Source organism: Mycobacterium sp. HM-7 (assembly GCF_053852335.1).
This window is the reverse complement of the sequence record NZ_CM132657.1, coordinates 4734832-4754264: the sequence shown is the minus strand read 5'-3', so window position 1 is coordinate 4754264 and position 19433 is coordinate 4734832. Positions and strand designations below refer to the sequence as shown.

The following is a 19433-nucleotide window of genomic DNA, read 5'->3' as shown; positions in this document are numbered from 1 at the left end:
CGGCGGGAAAGGTCGAGTGCCGAACGCCGCTGACGCAGAGTCAACAAGGCGGCCGTTGACCCTGCGACCAGGGCACGATAGCGGCCGGCGCGAAGGCACGGCAGACGCGCAAGGCGCACCACCAACGTGCACACAGAGCATTCCGCGAGACAGGTTTGCGATCTGTGTGCACGCTCGTGGTGCGGGCCTATCAGTTGCCGCCGAATTCCTCCGCGGCATCGAGCAGCCAGTCGGCCAGATAGCCGGCGAACGACGAGCGGACGATGATCCGGTAGTCGGTTCCCTTGTCGTCCAACGGAATCAGCACGACGGCCGCCAACGCGAGCATCGTCTGGGCCGCAGCACCGGGACCGAACACCCGCGGGTGCAGGTCCAGCGAACAACCCTTGGCGAGTACGTCGCGGGCGTTTGCCCCGCGCAGCCGAATCGTGGTGCGCTGTGCGGAGACGTCGACGGCAGCGCCGCCGTCGGCGGCCACCGCCTCGTGCAGCTGCGCCTCAAGCGCCTCCCCGCCGCGCTGCGTGGACGTCACCAGCCACTCCTGCGGGCCGAACCAGATCACCGTCGAATCGGGACCGGTGGCACACGAGCCCGGTGTCGTCGGCAGCGCGGCCAGGCCGAGGAGCCGGGCGGCTTCGGCGCCGCCGGCTCCGGCCGGGTCGACCCACAGATCGACCATCGTGACGAACGGCTCCTCGGTGAGGTTCGCAGCCAGCGAAGTCGCTGCGAACGGGGCCGACCATTCCTGCAATGGGCTACGGCGAGTGAGGGTTTCAGCCATCGCGGCGTGCTCCTTCGGGATCGACGAGGACGGAACCGGTGACCTCGACGGCCACCAGGGCACCGTCCACGGGAACGGTGAGGGTGTCTCCGATGCGGGCGTGACCGCCCTTGACCAATGCCAGCGCGAACGGGCGGCCCAGCTCGGCGCTGCGGTAGCTCGACGTGACGTGCCCGAGCATGGGAACCGGCGGGGGTGGCAACGTGCCGTCGGCCGGGGTCTCGATGATCTGGGCGCCTTCGGGCAGCACTGTCCGCGCATCGACCGGGAGGAGTCCGACGAACTGCTTGCGCAAAGGATTCAGATTCTCGGCGCGGGTGAATGAGCGCTTCCCGACGAAGTCGGGCTTCTTCTTCGACACCACCCAGTTCATCCCGAGGTCCTGCGGCGTGACGGTGCCGTCGGTGTCCTGGCCGATGATCGGGTAACCCTTCTCGGCCCGCAGCACGTGCATGGTCTCGGTGCCGTAGGGCGTGATGCCGAAGGGTTCGCCGGCGTCGATCAGGCTCTCCCACACCGCCGTTGCGTACCAGCCCATGACGTTGACCTCGTAGGCGAGCTCGCCCGAGAAACTGACTCGGCCGATCCGGACGTGGACTCCGTCAAGCTGTGTATCGCGCCAGGCCATGAACGGGAACGCGTCATTGCTGACGTCGACTCCCGGGAACACCGTGCCGATGACGTCCCGCGAACGCGGGCCGACCACCGGGAAGGTGTGCCACTGCTCGGTGACCGACGTGAGGCGCACGCGCAGGTGCGGCCACTCGGTCTGCAGCCATTCCTCCATCCACTCCAGGATGCGGGCGGCGCCGCCCGTAGTCGTGAACACCTGGAAGCGGTCATCGGCCAGACGCATGACGGTGCCGTCGTCGATCACCATGCCGTCGACGCCGCACATGACGCCGTACCGCAGCATGCCGACCTTGAGCGTGCTCATCAGGTTGGTGTAGAGCATGTCGAGGAATGCGCCGGCATCGGGGCCCTGGACGTCGATCTTGCCCAGCGTCGAGCCGTCGAGGATGCCGACACCTGTTCGGGCGGCGGCACATTCGCGCAGCACGGCGGTGTCCATGTCTTCGCCGGGCAGCGGGTAGTAGCGGGGACGCTTCCACTGGCCGACATCCTCGAAGACGGCGCCGCGGGCGACATGCCAATCATGCACTGCGGTAACGCGTTCCGGGTCGAACATCCGGCCACGGTTGCGGCCGGCCAGCGCGGCGAACGCGACCGGCGTGTACGGCGGGCGGAACGTGGTGACGCCGAGATCGGCCACGGGGACGCCGAGCAGTTCGGCGGTGATGCCCGAGGCGACGACGCCCGAGGTCTTGCCCTGATCGTGCGCGGTGCCGATGGTGGTGTAGCGCTTGATGTGTTCCATCGATCGCATGCCGGCACCGACCGCGCGGACCAGGTCCGCCACCGTCGCATCGCGCTGGACGTCGACGAACTGCGTGATTCCGTCGGCGTCGGGGACCCGCCACAGCACCAGGGGTGCACCCGTAGCTCGAATCGAATCCGATTCTCCGGCAATCGGATCGGCCGCCGCGGTGAAGCCGAGACCCGAAAGGGCGCGGGTAGCGGCGGCGCGACCGTCGCGCAGGCAACCGGGCAGGTTGAAGGTGCCTGCGGCCGAGCCGGCGACACTCACCTCGTCGAGTTCGGCACCGGGAACGAACGCGCCGAGGGCGGCGTCGTACCGCAGGGGCCCGCGCACCTGACTGAAGAGATGGACCGCTGGATTCCAGCCGCCGCTGATCAGCAGCACGTCGCACGCCAGCTCATCGGACGTGCCGCCCGCACCGATGACGACGGCGGCGCTGACCCGGTTCTCACCGCGGGTGCCGCTGACGACCGATCCCGTTCGCAATTCGATGCCGCGGGTGGCGCACGCCTCGCGCAGGTCCGTGGCGACCGCGTCCCGGGCGTCGACGATCGCGGTGATCGCCACGCCGGCGTCGTGCAGATCCAGCGCGGCCTGATAGGCGCTGTCGTTGGTGGTGAACACCACGGCCCGCTCGCCGACCTTGACGCCATAGCGGTGCAGGAAGGTGCGGGCACCGGCCGCGAGCATGATGCCGGGCCGGTCGTTGTCGGTGAACACCACCGGACGTTCGTGCGCGCCGGCGGCGACGATGGCGTGCCGGGCCCGGATCCGCCACACGCGCTGACGGCTGGCTCCGGCGGCCGCGGTGGCGCCGAGGTGGTCCGTACGCCGTTGCAGCGCAAGGACGAAGCCGTCGTCGTAGTGTCCGAACGCGGTGGTGCGCTGCAGGTGCAACACGTCGGGATAGGTGGCGAGCTCGGCGACCGCGTCGGCGACCCACTCCGACGCGGGACGCCCGGAGATGGTGTCGGCACTGCCCAGCAGGGCGCCGCCGGCCTCGTTCTGTTCGTCGATCAGCACGACGCGGGCGCCGGCGCGGGCGGCCGTCAAGGCGGCTGCCAGACCGGCGGGCCCGGCCCCGGCGACCAGGATGTCGGCGTGCACATGGGTTGAGTCGTAGCGCGCGGTGTCGGCGATCTCGGCGAGTCGGCCCTGCCCTGGGATACCGCGCGCGACGAGACCGTCGTACAGCTCGACGGTGGTGGCCAGCAGCATGGGCTCGGGGAAGGGGTACTCGATCTGGACCAGACCGCCGGTGTCCTCGGCCCACGCCGAGGTGAAGCCGCGGGGCCGGCCCATCTTGATGCTCGAGGTGACGTGATGCACCCCGTTCGCCAGCAGCGCGGACGCCAGCGTGTCGCCGGCATGGCCGATGTATTGCCGGTCGTTGAAAGTGAAGGTGTGCACCGTGTTCCGGTCGATCCGGCCACCGGTTTCGGTACGCAGCGATGTGCTCATTTGATCGTCGGCCTCTGCTCGTCGAGTCGGTACACGCGGTCGAATCGGTAGGTGGCGGTGTCACGGATGGCGTTGAACCAGCGCCGGCAGCCGGCGCTGTGGGTCCAGCGTTCGGCGAACAGCCCCTTGGGGTTGGCGCGGAAGAACACGTAGTGCGCCCACTGTTCGTCGGTCAGCGATTGCGGGTCTTCGGGGTAGGCGACATGTGCCTGGCCGCCGTAGTGGAATTCGGTTTCCTCGCGGGGCCCGCACCACGGGCACTCGATGAGTTGCATTGGGGCTCCTCTGGTTCTAGTGCGCCACGCCGGCGGCGCCGTGTTCGTCGACCAGGGCTCCGGTGACGAACCGGTCGAGGCTGAAAGGGGCGACGTAGTCGTGTTCGCGGCCGGTGGCGATGGTGTCGGCCAGGCACCAGCCGATGCCCGGTGTCACCTTGAAACCGCCGGTTCCCCAACCGGCGTTGAGGTACAGGTTGTCGTAGCCGACCCGGCCGACGATCGGTGACGCGTCCGGGCAGACGTCGACGATGCCGGCCCAGGTCCGCAGCAGGTGCGCCCGGGCGAAGACCGGGAACAACTCCACCGCGGCGGCCATCTGGCGTTCGATGATGTGGAACGCGCCGCGCTGGCCGTAGCCGTTGTACGAATCGACGCCTGCGCCCATCACGAGTTCACCCTTGTGGGCCTGAGATACGTACACGTGCACCGCATTCGACATCACGATGGTCGGGTGCACCGGCTCGAGCAGTTCGGACACCAGCGCCTGCAGTGGATGGCTCTGCAGCGGTGTGCGGATGCCGAGCATGTCGGTCAGCGTGGAGGTGTGCCCGGCGGCGCACAGCGCCACCTGCCCGGCCCCGATGTCGCCGCGGGTGGTGCGCACCCCGGTGACGCGGTCGCCATCGGTGACGAATCCGGTGACCTCGCAGTTCTGGATGATGTCGATGCCGGCCTCGTCGGCCCGGCGGGCGAAGCCCCAGGCGACGTAGTCGTGCTTGGCGATGCCGGCTCGTGGCTGATAGGTGGCACCCAGCACCGGATAGCGAATGTCACTCGAGATGTTGACGATTGGACAGAGGTCCTTGACCTCTTTGGGTTCCACCCACTCGGCGTCGATGCCGTTGAGCTTGTTGGCCTCGACGCGTCGGACGCTGTCGCGGACGTCCTGCAGGCTGTGCGCCAGGTTGAGTACGCCACGCTGGCTGAACAGGATCGGGTAGTCCAGGTCCTCTTCCAGGCCCTCCCAGAGCTTCAGTGCGTGCTCGTAGATCTGGGCGCTCTCGTCCCACAGATAGTTGGATCGGATCAGGGTGGTGTTGCGGGCCATGTTGCCGCCGGCCAGCCAGCCCCGTTCGAGGACCGCGACGTTGGTGATGCCGTGGTTCTTGGCGAGGTAGTGCGCGGTCGCCAGACCGTGACCGCCGCCGCCGACGATGACGACGTCGTACGTCTTCTTGGGTTCCGGTGTGCGCCAGAGAAATTCGGGGTGGTCGGGCAGGTGTGCACCCGGTGGGATCGTTGGCGCGCTCACAGCGAGGCCTCCGTGAGGTCGGGGTACAGCGGGAAACGGTCGGCAAGCACTTCCACGCGGGCGCGCAGCGCGTCCAGGGCGGCGTCGTCGGTGTCGGGTCGCAGTGCATGGCTGATGACGTCGGCGACTTCGTGGAAGCTGTCCAGGTCGAAGCCGCGGGTCGCGAGCGCGGCGGTACCGATGCGCACGCCCGAACTGACCATCGGCGGTCGTGGGTCGAACGGAACGGCATTGCGGTTCACCGTGATTCCCACGCGGTGCAGCCGATCCTCGGCCTGTTTGCCGTCCAGTTCGGACTCCCGCAGGTCGACCAGCACCAGGTGGACGTCGGTGCCGCCGGACACCACGTTGATGCCCGCGGTGCGTGAATCCTCTTGCAGCAGGCGCTCGGCAAGGATCGCCGCGCCGTCCAGGGTGCGCTGCTGGCGCTCACGGAATTCCGGCGCGGCTGCGAGCTTGAACGACACGGCCTTCGCGGCGATGACGTGCTCGAGCGGCCCGCCCTGCTGGCCGGGGAACACCGACGAGTTGAACTTCTTGGCCAGTGCCTGGTCGTTGGTCAGGATGATGCCGCCGCGCGGGCCGCCCAGTGTCTTGTGCGTGGTGGAGGTGACCACATGGGCGTGCGGCACGGGGGAGGGGTGCAGGCCGGCGGCGACGAGGCCCGCGAAGTGGGCCATGTCGACCATCAGGTACGCGCCGACTTCGTCTGCGATGCGCCGGAATTCGGCGAAATCGAGCTGCCGGGGGTAGGCGGACCAGCCGGCCAGGATCAGCTTCGGACGGCGCTCCCGGGCCACCCGCTCGACCTCGGCCATGTCGACCCGGTGGTCGCTTTCCCCGACGTGGTACGCGGCGACGTCGTAGAGCTTGCCGGAGAAGTTGAGCTTCATCCCGTGCGTGAGATGGCCGCCGTGCGCGAGGTCGAGACCGAGGATGGTGTCGCCGGGGGAGAGCAGCGCCGCCATGGCCGCGGCATTTGCCTGCGCCCCGGAATGCGGTTGCACGTTGGCGTATTCGGCGCCGAACAGGCTCTTGACGCGGTCGATGGCGAGTTGTTCGGTGACGTCGACGTATTCGCAGCCGCCGTAGTACCGGCGGCCGGGGTAGCCCTCGGCGTACTTGTTGGTCAGCACCGAGCCCTGCGCCTGCATCACGGCGACCGGCGCGAAGTTCTCGCTGGCGATCATCTCGAGCGTGCTCTGCTGACGGTGCAACTCGGCGGCGATGGCCTGGTGCACTTCTGGATCCAGTTCGGCGAGGCTGGCGCTCAGCGTGGGGTTCGTGGCCGTCGGTGCGGTGTCGAGGGTCATCTGGACCTTTCTGACATTGCAGTGTGTGGTGGACTAATATATCAGCTGTAGGTTAGATTAGGATCAGCTCGTGGCCACGTCAATAGGTAGGCCGAAGACACTTTTGAAGGAGTGGCGATGACCCTGACGGAGTTGTCGTTCGGCGATCCCGACGGCTCGCCGGCTGTTGCCGAGACCAATGCCGACCGCGCTTACGACATCGTGCGCGAACGGCTGGTGATGCTGGACATCCGGCCGGGGGAGCCCATCAACGACGACCGGCTGGCGGCCGAGCTCGGCTTTGGCCGTACTCCCGTGCGAGAGGCCCTCAAACGCCTTGAGCGCGACCGTCTCGTCGTTGCCTACCCACGCCGGGGCACGTTCGCCGCGGCTGTGGACATGACGGACCTGGCCGACATCTCAGAGATTCGCAAGCTGCTGGAGCCGACGGCGGCCGCCCGTGCCGCCCGGGTCGCGGCGCCGGACACCCGGACCCGGCTGACGGCACTTGCGCAGGCGATCGCCGGGATCGAGGACACCGACGATCCCCGTGAGGTGCTGCGGCACGACGTCCATGTGCACCGCGAGATCTACCGGGCCTCGGGCAACCCGCATCTGGAACAGATCCTCGTCAGCCTCGACGCGCATGCCACCCGGATCTGGTGCATGTTCCTGGACCGGCTGCCGGGCGTTGCCGGCCATGTCCGCGAACACATCGAGCTGTTGGAGGCCATCGTCGGCGGCGACGAGGCCACGGCGGCGGCCTTGACGCTGGACCATGTCTGCGGCTTCGAGAAAGCGATCCGCGCGTTGCTGTGACGTCCTTGAAGGCCACCGGCCCTGATATATCATTGACCTGACCGGATCAGGTCAGTTGCCGATTTGTGTGGTCGGCGATGTCGGGAAGGCGGGGCGGGCATGAGTGTTGCGGGTGTGGAACAGCTCGATGACGTTGTCTCCGAGGAGATGTCGTTTGCCGACCGGGCGTACCTGGTGATCCGCGACAAGCTCATCATGCTGGACATCCGCCCGAATGAAGCCATCGTGGAAAACGATCTGGCCGCGGAGCTCGAGCTGGGCCGGACGCCCGTCCGGGAGGCCCTCAAACGCTTGGAAGTGGACCGACTGGTCGTGTCGTTTCCGCGCCGGGGCACGTTTGCCACGGGGGTCGACGTCGCCGACCTCCGTCATATCTCGCAGATTCGGGTCAATCTGGAACCCGTCGCTGCGCGCGCGGCCGCTGAGGGGGCCTCTGCCGACGTACGTGCGGGCCTGCTCAAGCTGGCCGATCTCACCGAAGCGCTCGATGTCGAGAACATTCAGCGCGACGAGCTGATGCGGTGGGACCTGCGGGCGCACCGCGCGATCTACCGGGCCACCGGAAACCCCCATCTCGAAGACGTGTTGATCCGCTACGACAACCTTGCGACCCGTATCTTCTGCTTGTTTCTCGACCGCTTGCCGACCGTGGCCCAGCACGTGGGCGAGCACGCCGAACTCTTGCGGACGATTGCGGGCGGCGACGGGGATGCCGCCGCGCAGATAGCGCTCGACCACGTCACGGGATTCGAGAAAGCGATCCGCGCCATCGTTTGACGCGTCCGACGAAGGCGACCACACGATTCACAATGTGGTTATTGTTGCGTAATGAGCAACAGCGGTGTTGATTCTGGCAATGGCGGCGTGCAGTCCGTCGACCGCGCGCTGTCGGTCTTGGAACTCCTCGCCCGCCGGGGTGAGGCCGGAGTAACCGAGCTGGCGTCGGACATCGGGGTACACAAATCGACGGTCTCGCGCCTACTCGCGGCGCTGGAGGATCGCGAACTCGTCGAGCAGGCCTTCGAGCGCGGCAAGTATCGACTTGGATTCGGCATCCTGCGGCTGGCCAACGCGGTGTCGGGCCGCCTCGACGTCACGCGGCAGGGGCGGGAGATCTGCGAGCGGCTGGCCCTCGAGGTCGGTGAGACCGTCAACATCGCGGTACTGCGGTCGGAGTATGCGGTGAACGTCGACCAGGCACGCGGGCCGTCCGCCATCGGTACGCACAACTGGGTAGGTGAGCTCACGCCGTTGCATGCGACATCGAGTGGCAAGGTGTTGCTCGCCTTCATGGCTGCGGATGCGCGCCGGGACCTGTTGGCCGAAGCCGGGCTGCAGAGGCTCACCGAGCACACCATCACGTCGTCCGAGAAGTTGGAAGCCCAGCTGAGAGACGTGGCACGGGACGGTTACGTGGTGTCGTTGGAAGAGCTCGAGCCGGGGCTCAACGCGGTCGCCGCCCCGATTCGCGATCACGGCGGTGTGGTGATCGCGGCGCTGAGCGTCTCCGGTCCGGCGTATCGACTCACCGCGGAACGCACGCGGGATATTGCGCCGGTGGTGGTCTCGGCGGCTGACGATGTCAGCCGCCGGATGGGATACCAGGGCTGATCGTTCGCGCCCCGCTGCGGGAATTTTCGATTCACGCTGCATATCAGATCGTCGCGATCTAATATATCAACCGTTCGCCGCCGGGAGGTCCCCGTCCCCGGTGGCGAACTTCAAGTCGGCGTCCGCCGGTTCGGCGCAAATCGAATTGACCTGGGTTTTCGGTCACCTCGAGGCAGTTGTTCCGACTGTGTAAACGGTGCGGTTCTGCTCTTGACAGGGGCATGTGACTGTCGCCACACTGTTGCATAATACGAATGCTGTTGCGTCAGTCGCGTCAAACGATCTGAGAGGGCACACACCTGATGCTTGAGATCTGTCCGCTCTCCGAACTCCCGCCCGGCGAAGCTCGGCGGGTGGAAACGGACCCACCCATCGCGGTTTTCCACACCGAGGACGGCGAGGTGTTCGCCATCGACGACACGTGTTCGCATCAGGACGCTTCGCTGGCCGACGGCTGGCTGGAGGGGTGCGATGTCGAGTGCCCGCTGCATGCCTCGCGGTTCAACCTCCGCACCGGAGCGGTCGACGCGCCGCCGGCCAAGTTGCCGGTCCGCACGCACACCGTCGTGATCTCCGACGGAGTCGTCCACGTCGAGCTGAGCACCGAGAAGCCCAACCTGCCGCCCGACATCCGGGCTCGACTGGGCGCGGGGCAGTGATGAAGCACGTCGCGATCGTGGGAGCGTCCCTCGCGGGCCTGTCCGCGGCCAGGGCGCTGCGGGCGCAGGGCTTCGACGGACAGCTCACCGTCATCGGCGACGAGGCGCAGCGGCCCTACGACCGCCCGCCGCTGTCGAAGGACTTCCTCTGCGGCAACGTCTCCGAAGCCGATCTCGCCCTGGAATCCGACGACGACGATCTGCAGGCGGACTGGCGCTTGGGCGTCGCCGCGGCCAAGCTCGATAGCCGCTGTGGCGCAATCGAACTCGCGGACGGAACGCGCATCGACGCCGACGGCGTGGTGATCGCTACTGGTTCCCGCGCGCGCCGCTGGCCCGGCTGCGAGGGCATGGCCGGCGTGCACGTCATCCGCACCATCGACGACGCCGTTGCGTTGCGTGCAGAACTTGTGCCTGGCGCTCGACTGGTCGTCATCGGTGCCGGGTTCGTCGGCGCCGAAGTCGCCTCGACGGCCCGCAAGCTGGGCCTGGATGTGACCGTCGTCGAGGCCGCCCCGACTCCGTTGCAGATGCAGCTCGGCAGGTGGCTCGGCGGTGTCGTCGCCGGTGCGCACACCGCCAACGGCACGACGTTGATCTGCGGTGTGGGCGTTGCCGGACTCGTCGGCGAGGAGCGCGCCCTGCGCACACCCAACGGCGTGCGGCGGGTGGCCGGCGTCGACCTCACCGACGGACGCCATCTGCCGGCCGACGTCGTCGTGGTGGGTATCGGCGGCGTGCCCAACATCGACTGGCTGCAGGGCAGTGGGCTCGAACTCGGCAACGGCGTGCTGTGCGGCACCCATGGTCAGACCGCCCTGCCGAATGTCGTCGCTGTGGGGGACTGTGCGGGATGGCTCGACGCCGCCACCGGTGCCCACCACCGGGTCGAACACTGGACCGGCGCGCTGGAGCGTCCTGCCATGGCTGTCGCCGCGCTGCTGGGAAGTGGTCTCCGGCAGGAGTCGACGGTGAAGCCGCCGTATTTCTGGTCCGATCAATACGGCTCCCGCATCCAGTTCGCCGGCCTCGCCCGCCCTGACGACGAGGTCACCATCGAGGAGGGCAGCTGCGCGGACCGTTGCTTGCTCGCCACCTATCGGCGCGACGGCCGCCTGGTCGCGGTCCTCGGTATCGATCAACCCCGCCTCTTCACCCGGTGGCGCCGCCAGTTGGTCCCGACGCCGACTGCGGTCTGAACCGAAGTTGTTGCACCCCAATCAAACTCACAACAAGACACCGCAAAGGAGCTCGATGACCGCCACCGTGCCAAGTCTGCCGGAAAGCCTCATTTCCACTCTGGCAGGGCACTACTACACAGATCCGGAGGTCTTCGCCCTCGAGCAGGAGAAGATCTTCGAGACCATGTGGTTCTGCGTTGTGCGCGCCGCGGATCTGGACAAGCCGGGTGCGTTCAAGACCGTCCAGGTCGGTCGCGAAAGCGTTCTGGTGACCAGGTCCCGCAAGGGCGACATCAACGCATTCTTCAACCTGTGCCGGCACCGCGGCGCGCAGCTGTGCACCGAGGACAGCGGTGAGGTCAAGCGCGCGTTCCAATGTCCTTATCACGCATGGACTTACGATCTGGACGGCAAGCTCATCGCGGCGCCGAACCTGACCAAGATGCCCGACATCGACCGCGTCGAGTACGGCCTGCGCAAGATCTCGGTCCGGGAGTGGCTCGGCTATGTCTGGGTGTGCCTGGCCGACGAGCCACCGTCGTTCGAAGACACCGTCATGCAGGAGATCGTCGATCGCCTCGGCGACGTCGAGTCGATCGACCACTACACGGTGGCCAACCTCAGCCTCGGTCGCCGCATCGTCTACGACGTCAAGGCCAACTGGAAGCTCATCATCGAGAACTTCATGGAGTGCTACCACTGCGCCACCATCCACCCCGAGCTCACCGAGGTGCTGCCGGAGTTCGCCGACGGCTACGCCGCCCAGTTCTACGTCGGCCACGGCGCGGAGTTCGGTGCCGACGTCGCCGGCTTCACCATCGATGGCTCAGAAGGTTTCGAGCACATCCCCGGGGTCACCGAGGATCAGGACCGGCGGTACTACGCCATCACGGTACGTCCGCAGGTGTTCGTCAACCTGGTGCCCGACCACGTCATCATCCACCGGATGTTCCCGATTGCGGCGGACCACACCATCGTCGAATGCGACTGGCTGTACCTGCCCGGCGTCGTCGAATCCGGGCGCGACGTCAGCAAGTCGGTGGAGCTGTTCCACCGCGTCAACCAGCAGGACTTCGACGCGTGCGAGCGCTGCCAGCCAGCCATGAGTTCACGTGTCTATCGCGAGGGCGGTGTGCTGGTGCCCAGCGAACATCATCTCGGCGACTTCCATGACTGGTTGCGCAACAAACTCGCCGACTAGATGCGGGCATTCGGCTCCCGGCAACCGGCCGGGCGTCGAATACTCGCGGAGTCGGCGCGGGTCCCGGTCCGCCGGGCCGGCTGGAGAGGCGGCCGCGGCGGACCGGGACACCACCACACCGAGGCCGGGCAGCGCGGTCAGGCCCACGACTTCCCCATTCGGGAATCTCGATCAAAGGAGTAGCGATGCCCTGCACACCGATTCCCCAGGAGCATGTCCCATGTCTGTGAGCGACGGCGCCAAGACGGCGTTCTCCGACGACCCGGCCGTGCTGGCGCGTAAGCGCCGGTTCATGACGCGGATGATCGTCGTGTTGGTCGGCGGCATGTTCCTTGATGGCTACATCCTGGGCAGCATCGGTCCGGTCACGCACACCATCGAATTGGACCCCCGGTTTACCACCGTCTGGATCGGGCTGGAGGCCGCTTCGGCGATGTTCGGCATTCTCGTCGGCTCGCCTTTGGGCGGGTGGCTGGCCGATAAGTTCGGCCGTAAGCCGATTCTGTTCTGGGATCTGGCGCTGTTCACGGCCTTTTCGGCTTTGCAGTTCTTCGTCGACGGACCCGAACAGCTTTTCGCCGTTCGTCTGTTGATGGGCCTGGCCGTCGGCATCGAGTACGCGGTCGGCTTGCCGATGCTGGCGGAGTTCGCGCCGACCCACCTCCGCGGCAAACTGTTGGCCCTGACCCTGGTCGCCTGGTACGGCGGTTTCATGATCGCGTTCGTCATCGGCTACTTCATGGACCAGGCCGGTGTGGATTGGCGGGTCACGCTGGGCACTACGACGTTCATCGCAGCCGCGCTGCTGATCGGCCGGCTCGGGTTGCCCGAGTCGCCGCGCTGGTTGTGGGCAAAGGGCAGGACCGAAGAGGCGCACGGACTGGTCGTCGGGTATCTGGACACCGCGTACCAGACCGACATGATGAAAGCCACTGCGGGCGGCGCGAAGGGCAGTTTCAAGATGCTGTTCTCACCGGCGGTGTGGCGCTCGACGGTCTTCATGTCCGTGTTCTGGGCCTGCGCGGTGACACCGTACTTCGCCATCGCGACCTTCGCCGACGGCCTGCTGGGCGATATCGGCATGAAGGGCCTGATGCGCGGAGTGGTTCTCTCGGTTGTCGCCTGGTTCGGCGTGATCTTCACGATGTTCATGATCGACCGTTGGGGGCGGCGCAAGATGACCGTTCCGACCCAGTGGATCGCAGGCGGTCTGCTGGTCGCCATCGCCGTCCTCGGCAGCTTCGTGCTTCCGGTGGAGCAGGTCGGTGTGATGTCGATGCTGATGTTGGCGCTGTTCCTGGCGTACTCGTTCGTCAACGCGATGTACACCGCGTTTACTCAAATCTATCCCGCGGAGGTCTTCCCGACCGAGGTCCGGGCGATCGGTACCGGGTTCGCGGCGGCGATCAGCCGCCTCGGTGCCGCTGCGGGTCTGTTCCTGATCCCGCTCTCGATGAAGCACCTCGGTTTCACCTGGACCATGGTCTTCGCGGGAATCATCGCCTTCGCCGGCGCGATCGTGTCGCAGGTCCTGGCTCCGGAGACCAGCGGCAAGTCGCTGAGCGAATTGGACATGAGCCACTGAGCGCACGCCGTACAGGCCGGGTCTCGGTCACGCCTCTGCGGACTCGGCCAGGTGCGGCGCGAGGCGGGAGGACAATTCGGTACATGACGATCCGGGTGGCCGTGATCGGTGACGTGGGTGGGCACGTCGAGGAGCTGCGTCGAGAACTGCGGGCACTCGGCGCCTCCGAAACCGGCGTGCTGCCCGACGATCTCGTGGTGATCCAGGTGGGGGACCTGGTGCACCGCGGGCCGGACTCCGAAGCGGTCGTTCGTCTGGTCAACTATTACCTCAATGCCTATCCCGGGCAGTGGGTTCAGCTGGCGGGCAATCACGAGGCCCTGTATCTGCGGCCGAACAGCTTTCTGTGGGAGGACCGGATCGGCTACCTGGAACAGCGCATCCTGAAGAAGTGGTGGGCCGACGGCAAGCTGCACGCCGCGGTCGCCGTCGAGACCCGCGACGAGGATTTCCTGGTGACGCACGCCGGGGTCACCGAGCAGTTCTGGCGCGAGCACCTCCTGGCTCCCGCTACCGCGCGGCAGGCCGCGCGCCGAATCAACAGCCTGGCCCGCACGGGATGCCCGACGCTGTACGGCGGCGGTGCCATGCTCGGCCCGCCGAATCCGATGGCGGGCCCGCTATGGGCCAGCCGCAATGATGAGTTGGTTCCCGGGTGGGAAGGCACGACCCTCCCGTTCAGTCAGGTGCACGGGCACAGTGGCTCGCATGGTGAGTCCGACCACCCGACAACCACTTACGATGCGCGGCTGCATCATGAAGAGACGCGTTTCCCGGGTGGCCGTCTCATCGGCATCGACCCCGGCCACCTCGCCGAAGCGACCCCGGTGTGGGGCGCCTTCGTCGTCGCGACCGCCTCCCGGCCCACGGTCGCGTGAGCGACCCCTGAGAGGACTGCGGCATGTCGACTGAGACCGGGACCGAGGCCGAGCTGGCCGACTTGGCCGACCTGCTGGCGCAATGCCCGCCGTTCGATTCGCTGAGTCCAGCCGATCGCGCCGGCGCGTTGGCCGCGGCGCACATCGAGGAATACCAGCCGGGCGACCTGATCCTGGATGCCTTCACCACGATGCCGACGAGCATCGGACTGGTGATGTCGGGAGAGATCAATCTCTGGTTCGACCCCGAACGAATCGGGGAGGGGCCCGCCGACAAGTTCACCCGTGGCGCGCCGATCGGATTCACCTCAGCGCTGGCGGGGCGACCCGTCGGCCCGCGGGTCGAGGCGAAGACCAAGGCGGTCGTTGCGAGCCTGCCGTCCGAGATCGTCCTTCCGGCGTTTGCGTCCCGCAGCGGCGCACGTTTCCTGGCTGACGAAATCGCGCACGTGCGTGGGCTCACCGCCGCTCAGCCGCGGTACACACTGCTGTCCGACCTGGTCTACCGAGACCCACTCGTCGTGCGGGCCGACGAGTCGGTGACCGCGCTGGCAGCGCGCATGACCGAGCTGGGCCTGCCCTACGCCGCCGTCGATGCAGGTGCCGGCCAGTTCGGTTTGGTGACAGATGAAGCCTTGCGTCGCAAGGTGATTGGGGAAGGCCTGCCGCGGGAATCGCCCGCGAGTGCAGTGATGGACTTTCCCGCGATCACCGCGTCGGCGAGTATGTCGTCGGCTGATGCCCTGATCATGCTGCTCGACTACAGCGTCTCGTTCCTGCTTGTCACCGGTGATGACGGCCGCCTGAAAGGCGCGGTGGGTGAGCGTGACTTCATGCTCGCGCCCACCACTGCCGGTGTCAGCCTGAACGCACAGATCCGGCAGGCCCGCAGCATCGATGGCCTGATCACGTATGCGCTTCGGGTTCCGGCGATGCTTGCCGACATCCTGGCGCGCGGCCTGACGGCCGATCGGGTGATCGCCGTTCATTCGGCGCTGATCGCCTCGATCACCCGCCGCGCGATCTTCTTGGTCTTCGACCACGAGGAGTTCAACGACCTGTCGATCGACGCCTTCACCTGGCTCTCCCTCGGCAGCATCGGCCGGCGGGAAGCGGTGCCCTCGTCCGACGTCGATGCCGCAGTGACTTTCGCGGATTCGTACGAGAGTCAGATCCCGCGTTACCGCGAAGCCTTCAGCGTCGTGGGGGACGTGCTCCAGCTCTGTGGCATCGGCGTCGACGCTCATCATGCGTTCCCGTCGCACCCGGGGTTCTCGCGTACCGACTCGCAGTGGCGGGAGGCGGCGCAAGGCTGGCTCAGCAAGCCCCAGCAGAACCAGGGCACCATCATGGCCTCGCTGCTCGTCGACGCCCGGCCGATCTTCGGCGACCCGGCGCTGCCGGAGCCCGCGCGCGTCTTCCGCGACTTCAATCGGCATCCCGCGACCGTCGAACTCCTGCTGCAGGATTCGCTCTCGCGCCGCGCTCGCCTGCTCTCGGTGCGGGACCGGATCATCGGGCGCGACGAGAAGTTCGACATCAAAGGCCGCGGGTTGCTGCCGATCGTCAACGTCGCGAGGTGGGCCTCGCTCAGCGTCGGATCCCCGGAGTTGCACACCGTCGACCGGCTCCGCGTCGCCGCGGGATCGGAGGTGCTCACCAACCGTTCCGCGAACCGACTGATCGAAGCGTTCGACGCGCTCCAACTTCTGCGGCTGGAACACCAGCTGCGCCAGATCGAGGCAGGCCAGCGTCCCGACGACATCATCGACCTCGACGAGCTCTCACCCATCGACCGCAGCACCATCGAGCAGACCGTCAAAGAGATCGCCGATGTGCAGCGCCGCATGGGCCGCGTCGCGCACATGAATTCGGGTGCCGAACTCGTCAAACGGGGCCAACCGGGGTCGCCGTCGAGGAAGGTCAGATAGCGCCCGGAAACTCGTCGAATCAAAATCTCGAACACGCGGATTTTCTGATCAACCTGTAATATATTAGTTTGCGACGAGGAGGCAACGTGGACGGTGCACCGGATCTGCTCATCGGATCGGACTGGCGGCATTCGGCCGACGGCGGTATCCGCGAAATCGTCAATCCCGCAACCGGCAAGGTCTTCGCCACGGTTGACGAGGCCACCCACGGCGACGCGCTCGCGGCTGTAGCCGCGGCCCGCACCGCCTTCGACGCCGGTGACTGGCCGGCCACGCCGGTCGCCGAGCGCGCCGCGCTACTCGAGCGCATCGCCGATCTGCTGGCCCGCGACAAGGAGTCGTTGGCTGCGGTGGAGACCGCCGACACCGGAAAAACCTTGGCGGAGAGTCGGATCGACATCGACGATGTGATCTCGGTGTTCCGCTACTACGCCCGCTTGGTGGCGACGCAGGCCGACCGGCTGGTCGACGTGGGCGATCCGACCGTCATCAGCCGGGTGGTGCACGAGCCCATCGGGGTGTGCGTGCTGATTGCCCCGTGGAACTATCCGCTGTTGCAGATCTCGTGGAAGATCGCGCCGGCACTCGCGGCCGGTTGCACCATGGTGGCCAAACCCAGTGAAGTGACACCGCTTTCGACCATCGCCTTCGTCCGCTTGGCCCAGGAAGCGGGGGTGCCCGCCGGCGTGCTCAACCTGATCCAGGGCAGTGGCGCCGCCGTGGGGGCGGCGCTGACCGACAACCCCGACGTCGACTTCATCTCGTTCACCGGCGGTCTGAGCACGGGACAGAACATCGCCAGGAGCGCGGCCACGCATGTGAGCAAGGTGGCTCTGGAACTCGGTGGGAAGAACCCGCACATCGTCTTTGCCGACATCGGACGGGGCGAGGCCTGGGACGCCGCCGTCGACCAGGTCCTCACCGGCGTGTTCCTGCACTCGGGTCAAGTCTGTTCGGCAGGCACCCGGGTGATCCTCGAGGAGTCGATCGCCGACGACTTCGTCGCACAGCTCGCCGAGCGCGCCGAGAAGATCCGGATGGGCGACGGCACCGACCCGCGTAGCGAGACCGGCCCGCTGGTGTCCAAACAACAACTGGACAAGATCGAATCGTTTGTGGCCCTGGGTATTTCGGAAGGGGCAAAGCTGATCACCGGCGGGACCCGGCCCAGTGATCCGGCGCTGGCGGACGGCTACTTCTTCCTGCCGACCATCTTCGACCGCTGTGACCGCTCGATGCGGATCGTCACGGAGGAGACCTTCGGGCCGATCATGACGGTGGAGCGGTTCACCGACGAGGCCGAGGCGATCAGACTCGGCAACGACACGCAGTATGGTCTCGCGGCAGGGGTGCGAACCTCTGATCCCGCGCGGGGCGAACGTGTGGTGCGCGCATTGCGGCACGGGACGGTGTGGTTGAACGACTTCGGCTACTACACCGCGGCAGCGGAGTGGGGCGGTTTCGGGAAGTCGGGCAACGGCCGCGAGCTCGGTCCCTCGGGCCTCGCGGAATATCAAGAGCTCAAACATATCTGGCACAACACCGCGCCAACGCCGGCCGGCTGGTTCGACGCTGCCAGCGAAGGCTAGGGACACAACTTCATGACTCAGAACCTCACTGACACCGACAGCGGCGGACTCGAAGATTTCGGCTACAAGGAATCACTGGACCGCAGTATCGGAAAATTCGCGAGCTTCGCGGCCGGGGTCAGCTACATCTCGATCCTGACCGGTACCTTCCAGCTGTTCTATGTCGGCTACGGCAACGGCGGCCCGGCTTATCTGTGGTCGTGGCCCATGGTCTTCATCGGGCAGATGGCAGTCGCATTGTGTTTCATGGAACTCGCCGCGAAGTATCCCGTCGCGGGTTCGGTCTACAACTGGTCGAAGAAGCTGGGCAGTCGCATCGTGGGCTGGAGTTCGGGATGGCTGATGCTGACGGCCTCCATCGTCACACTGTCGGCGGTGGTGTTGGCCCTGCAGTTGAACCTGCCGCGGCTCTGGCACGGATTCCAGATCATCGGCGACGGCACCGGGCCCTATGACTTCGCCGGCAACGCGATCCTGCTAGGTACCGTCCTCATCGCGTTCACGACCGTCATCAATGCCTTCGGGGTGCGGCTGATGGCGATGATCAACAGCGCCGGCGTATTCATCGAACTCATTGCGGCCGTGCTCATCGCGGTCATCCTGTTGTTCAACATCAAGCGCGGGCCGAGCGTGTTCTTCGACACCCAGGGCCACGGCGCCGGGCTGCCCGGCGGATATTTCGGCGCCTTTCTGGTGGCCTCGGTGGCGTCGCTGTACGTGATGTACGGGTTCGACACGGCAAGCTCGCTCGGCGAGGAAACGGTCGAACCCCGGCGCACCGCGCCCAAGGCCATCCTCCGCGCGATCCTGGCCTCGTTCGTGATCGGCGGTGCAATCCTGGCGGGCGCCATCATGGCCACCCCGGATCTGAACGACCCGGCCCTGGGCAGTCCCGACGGCAGCCTGCAGTCCATCGTCGAGAAGGTGATGTGGGGACCGCTCGGCACCATCTTCCTGGTGTGCATCGTGGTTGCGGTGACGGTGTGTTCGCTGGCGGTGCACACCGCGGCAATCCGGCTGACGTTCGCGATGGCGCGCGACAACGCGCTGCCGTTCGGTGAGAAGCTCGCCAAGGTGCACCCCAAGACTCAGGCGCCCATCGTGCCGGCCGTCGTCATCGGCATCATCGCGGCCCTGATCCTCGTGATCAATCTCGGGCAGCCAAAGGTTTTCACCGTGCTGACCTCGATCGCGATCATCATGATCTACCTGGCCTACCTGATGGTCACGGGCCCACTGCTCAAGAAGCGGCTACGGGGAGAGTGGCCGCCGAAGGACCTCGCGGAGGGTGGCTACTTCACGATGGGCAAGTGGGGCCTGCCGGTCAACATCTTCGCGGTGGTGTGGGGCGTCGGCATGGCGATCAACCTGGCCTGGCCGCGCGTCGCCATCTACGGTGACCCGTGGTACAACACCTGGGGCGCGTTCGTCTACATCGGCGTCATCCTCGGGCTGGGCTTGCTTTGGTATTTCGTCAAGGGCCGCAAGCACATTGGCACACTTGCCTCCCACTCGGCATTCACCGCCGAGTGAC

Annotated in this window: 16 protein-coding genes; 11 read left to right on the top strand and 5 right to left on the bottom strand. The window is 66.7% G+C overall.

Annotation, left to right across the window (positions count from 1 at the left end; genetic code table 11):
- Window positions 1-190 precede the first annotated feature (190 nt).
- From ACWW1C_RS22880 to glyA, 5 genes are read right to left on the bottom strand one after another with little or no spacing between them, the layout of a single operon-like run.
- The gene (locus tag ACWW1C_RS22880; protein WP_455980406.1) at window positions 191-781 is read right to left on the bottom strand and encodes a sarcosine oxidase subunit gamma; all 591 of its coding nucleotides are present in this window, start codon (window positions 779-781) and stop codon (window positions 191-193) included.
- Entirely contained in the window at window positions 774-3623 is a 2850-nt protein-coding gene (locus tag ACWW1C_RS22875; RefSeq protein WP_455980405.1) for a 2Fe-2S iron-sulfur cluster-binding protein, read from the bottom strand. The genes ACWW1C_RS22880 and ACWW1C_RS22875 overlap by 8 nt, the downstream gene beginning before the upstream one ends.
- A complete protein-coding gene (locus tag ACWW1C_RS22870; protein ID WP_455980404.1) occupies window positions 3620-3898 on the bottom strand; it encodes a sarcosine oxidase subunit delta in 279 nt (92 codons plus the stop codon). Before ACWW1C_RS22870 ends, ACWW1C_RS22875 begins: the two co-directional genes overlap by 4 nt.
- Before the next feature lie 16 nt (window positions 3899-3914).
- Window positions 3915-5153, bottom strand: a complete 1239-nt coding sequence (locus tag ACWW1C_RS22865) for a sarcosine oxidase subunit beta family protein (protein ID WP_455980403.1) — start codon at window positions 5151-5153, stop codon at window positions 3915-3917.
- On the bottom strand, window positions 5150-6466 hold the full coding sequence (glyA, locus tag ACWW1C_RS22860; protein WP_455980402.1) for a serine hydroxymethyltransferase: 1317 nt from the start codon (window positions 6464-6466) through the stop codon (window positions 5150-5152). The genes ACWW1C_RS22865 and glyA overlap by 4 nt, the downstream gene beginning before the upstream one ends.
- Before the next feature lie 117 nt (window positions 6467-6583).
- Between glyA and ACWW1C_RS22855 the strand changes: the two genes are divergently transcribed.
- From ACWW1C_RS22855 to ACWW1C_RS22805, 11 genes are all read left to right on the top strand, one after another.
- On the top strand, window positions 6584-7264 hold the full coding sequence (locus tag ACWW1C_RS22855; protein WP_455980401.1) for a GntR family transcriptional regulator: 681 nt from the start codon (window positions 6584-6586) through the stop codon (window positions 7262-7264).
- A gap of 99 nt (window positions 7265-7363) precedes the next feature.
- Window positions 7364-8041, top strand: a complete 678-nt coding sequence (locus ACWW1C_RS22850) for a GntR family transcriptional regulator (RefSeq protein ID WP_455980400.1) — start codon at window positions 7364-7366, stop codon at window positions 8039-8041.
- Window positions 8042-8092: 51 nt separating this feature from the next.
- Entirely contained in the window at window positions 8093-8875 is a 783-nt protein-coding gene (locus ACWW1C_RS22845) for an IclR family transcriptional regulator (protein ID WP_455980399.1), read from the top strand.
- Between the two features lie 353 nt (window positions 8876-9228).
- Complete coding sequence (locus ACWW1C_RS22840; protein ID WP_455980398.1) at window positions 9229-9534, top strand: bifunctional 3-phenylpropionate/cinnamic acid dioxygenase ferredoxin subunit; 306 nt, start codon at window positions 9229-9231, stop codon at window positions 9532-9534.
- Window positions 9534-10733 (top strand): NAD(P)/FAD-dependent oxidoreductase, encoded by a 1200-nt coding sequence (locus ACWW1C_RS22835; RefSeq protein WP_455980397.1) that lies wholly within the window; start codon window positions 9534-9536, stop codon window positions 10731-10733. The genes ACWW1C_RS22840 and ACWW1C_RS22835 overlap by 1 nt, the downstream gene beginning before the upstream one ends.
- A 55-nt stretch (window positions 10734-10788) precedes the next feature.
- Window positions 10789-11916: an aromatic ring-hydroxylating oxygenase subunit alpha gene (locus ACWW1C_RS22830; protein ID WP_455980396.1), complete on the top strand. Its 1128-nt coding sequence runs from the start codon at window positions 10789-10791 to the stop codon at window positions 11914-11916.
- A 220-nt stretch (window positions 11917-12136) separates the two neighbouring features.
- The gene (locus ACWW1C_RS22825; protein WP_455980395.1) at window positions 12137-13501 is read left to right on the top strand and encodes an MFS transporter; all 1365 of its coding nucleotides are present in this window, start codon (window positions 12137-12139) and stop codon (window positions 13499-13501) included.
- Between the two features lie 83 nt (window positions 13502-13584).
- Complete coding sequence (locus ACWW1C_RS22820) at window positions 13585-14379, top strand: metallophosphoesterase (protein ID WP_455980394.1); 795 nt, start codon at window positions 13585-13587, stop codon at window positions 14377-14379.
- 23 nt (window positions 14380-14402) lie between these two features.
- The gene (locus tag ACWW1C_RS22815; protein WP_455980393.1) at window positions 14403-16310 is read left to right on the top strand and encodes a putative nucleotidyltransferase substrate binding domain-containing protein; all 1908 of its coding nucleotides are present in this window, start codon (window positions 14403-14405) and stop codon (window positions 16308-16310) included.
- A gap of 104 nt (window positions 16311-16414) precedes the next feature.
- On the top strand, window positions 16415-17899 hold the full coding sequence (locus ACWW1C_RS22810) for an aldehyde dehydrogenase family protein (protein WP_455984399.1): 1485 nt from the start codon (window positions 16415-16417) through the stop codon (window positions 17897-17899).
- Between the two features lie 12 nt (window positions 17900-17911).
- Entirely contained in the window at window positions 17912-19432 is a 1521-nt protein-coding gene (locus tag ACWW1C_RS22805) for an APC family permease (RefSeq protein ID WP_455980392.1), read from the top strand.
- The last annotated feature ends 1 nt before the right edge of the window (window position 19433 follow it).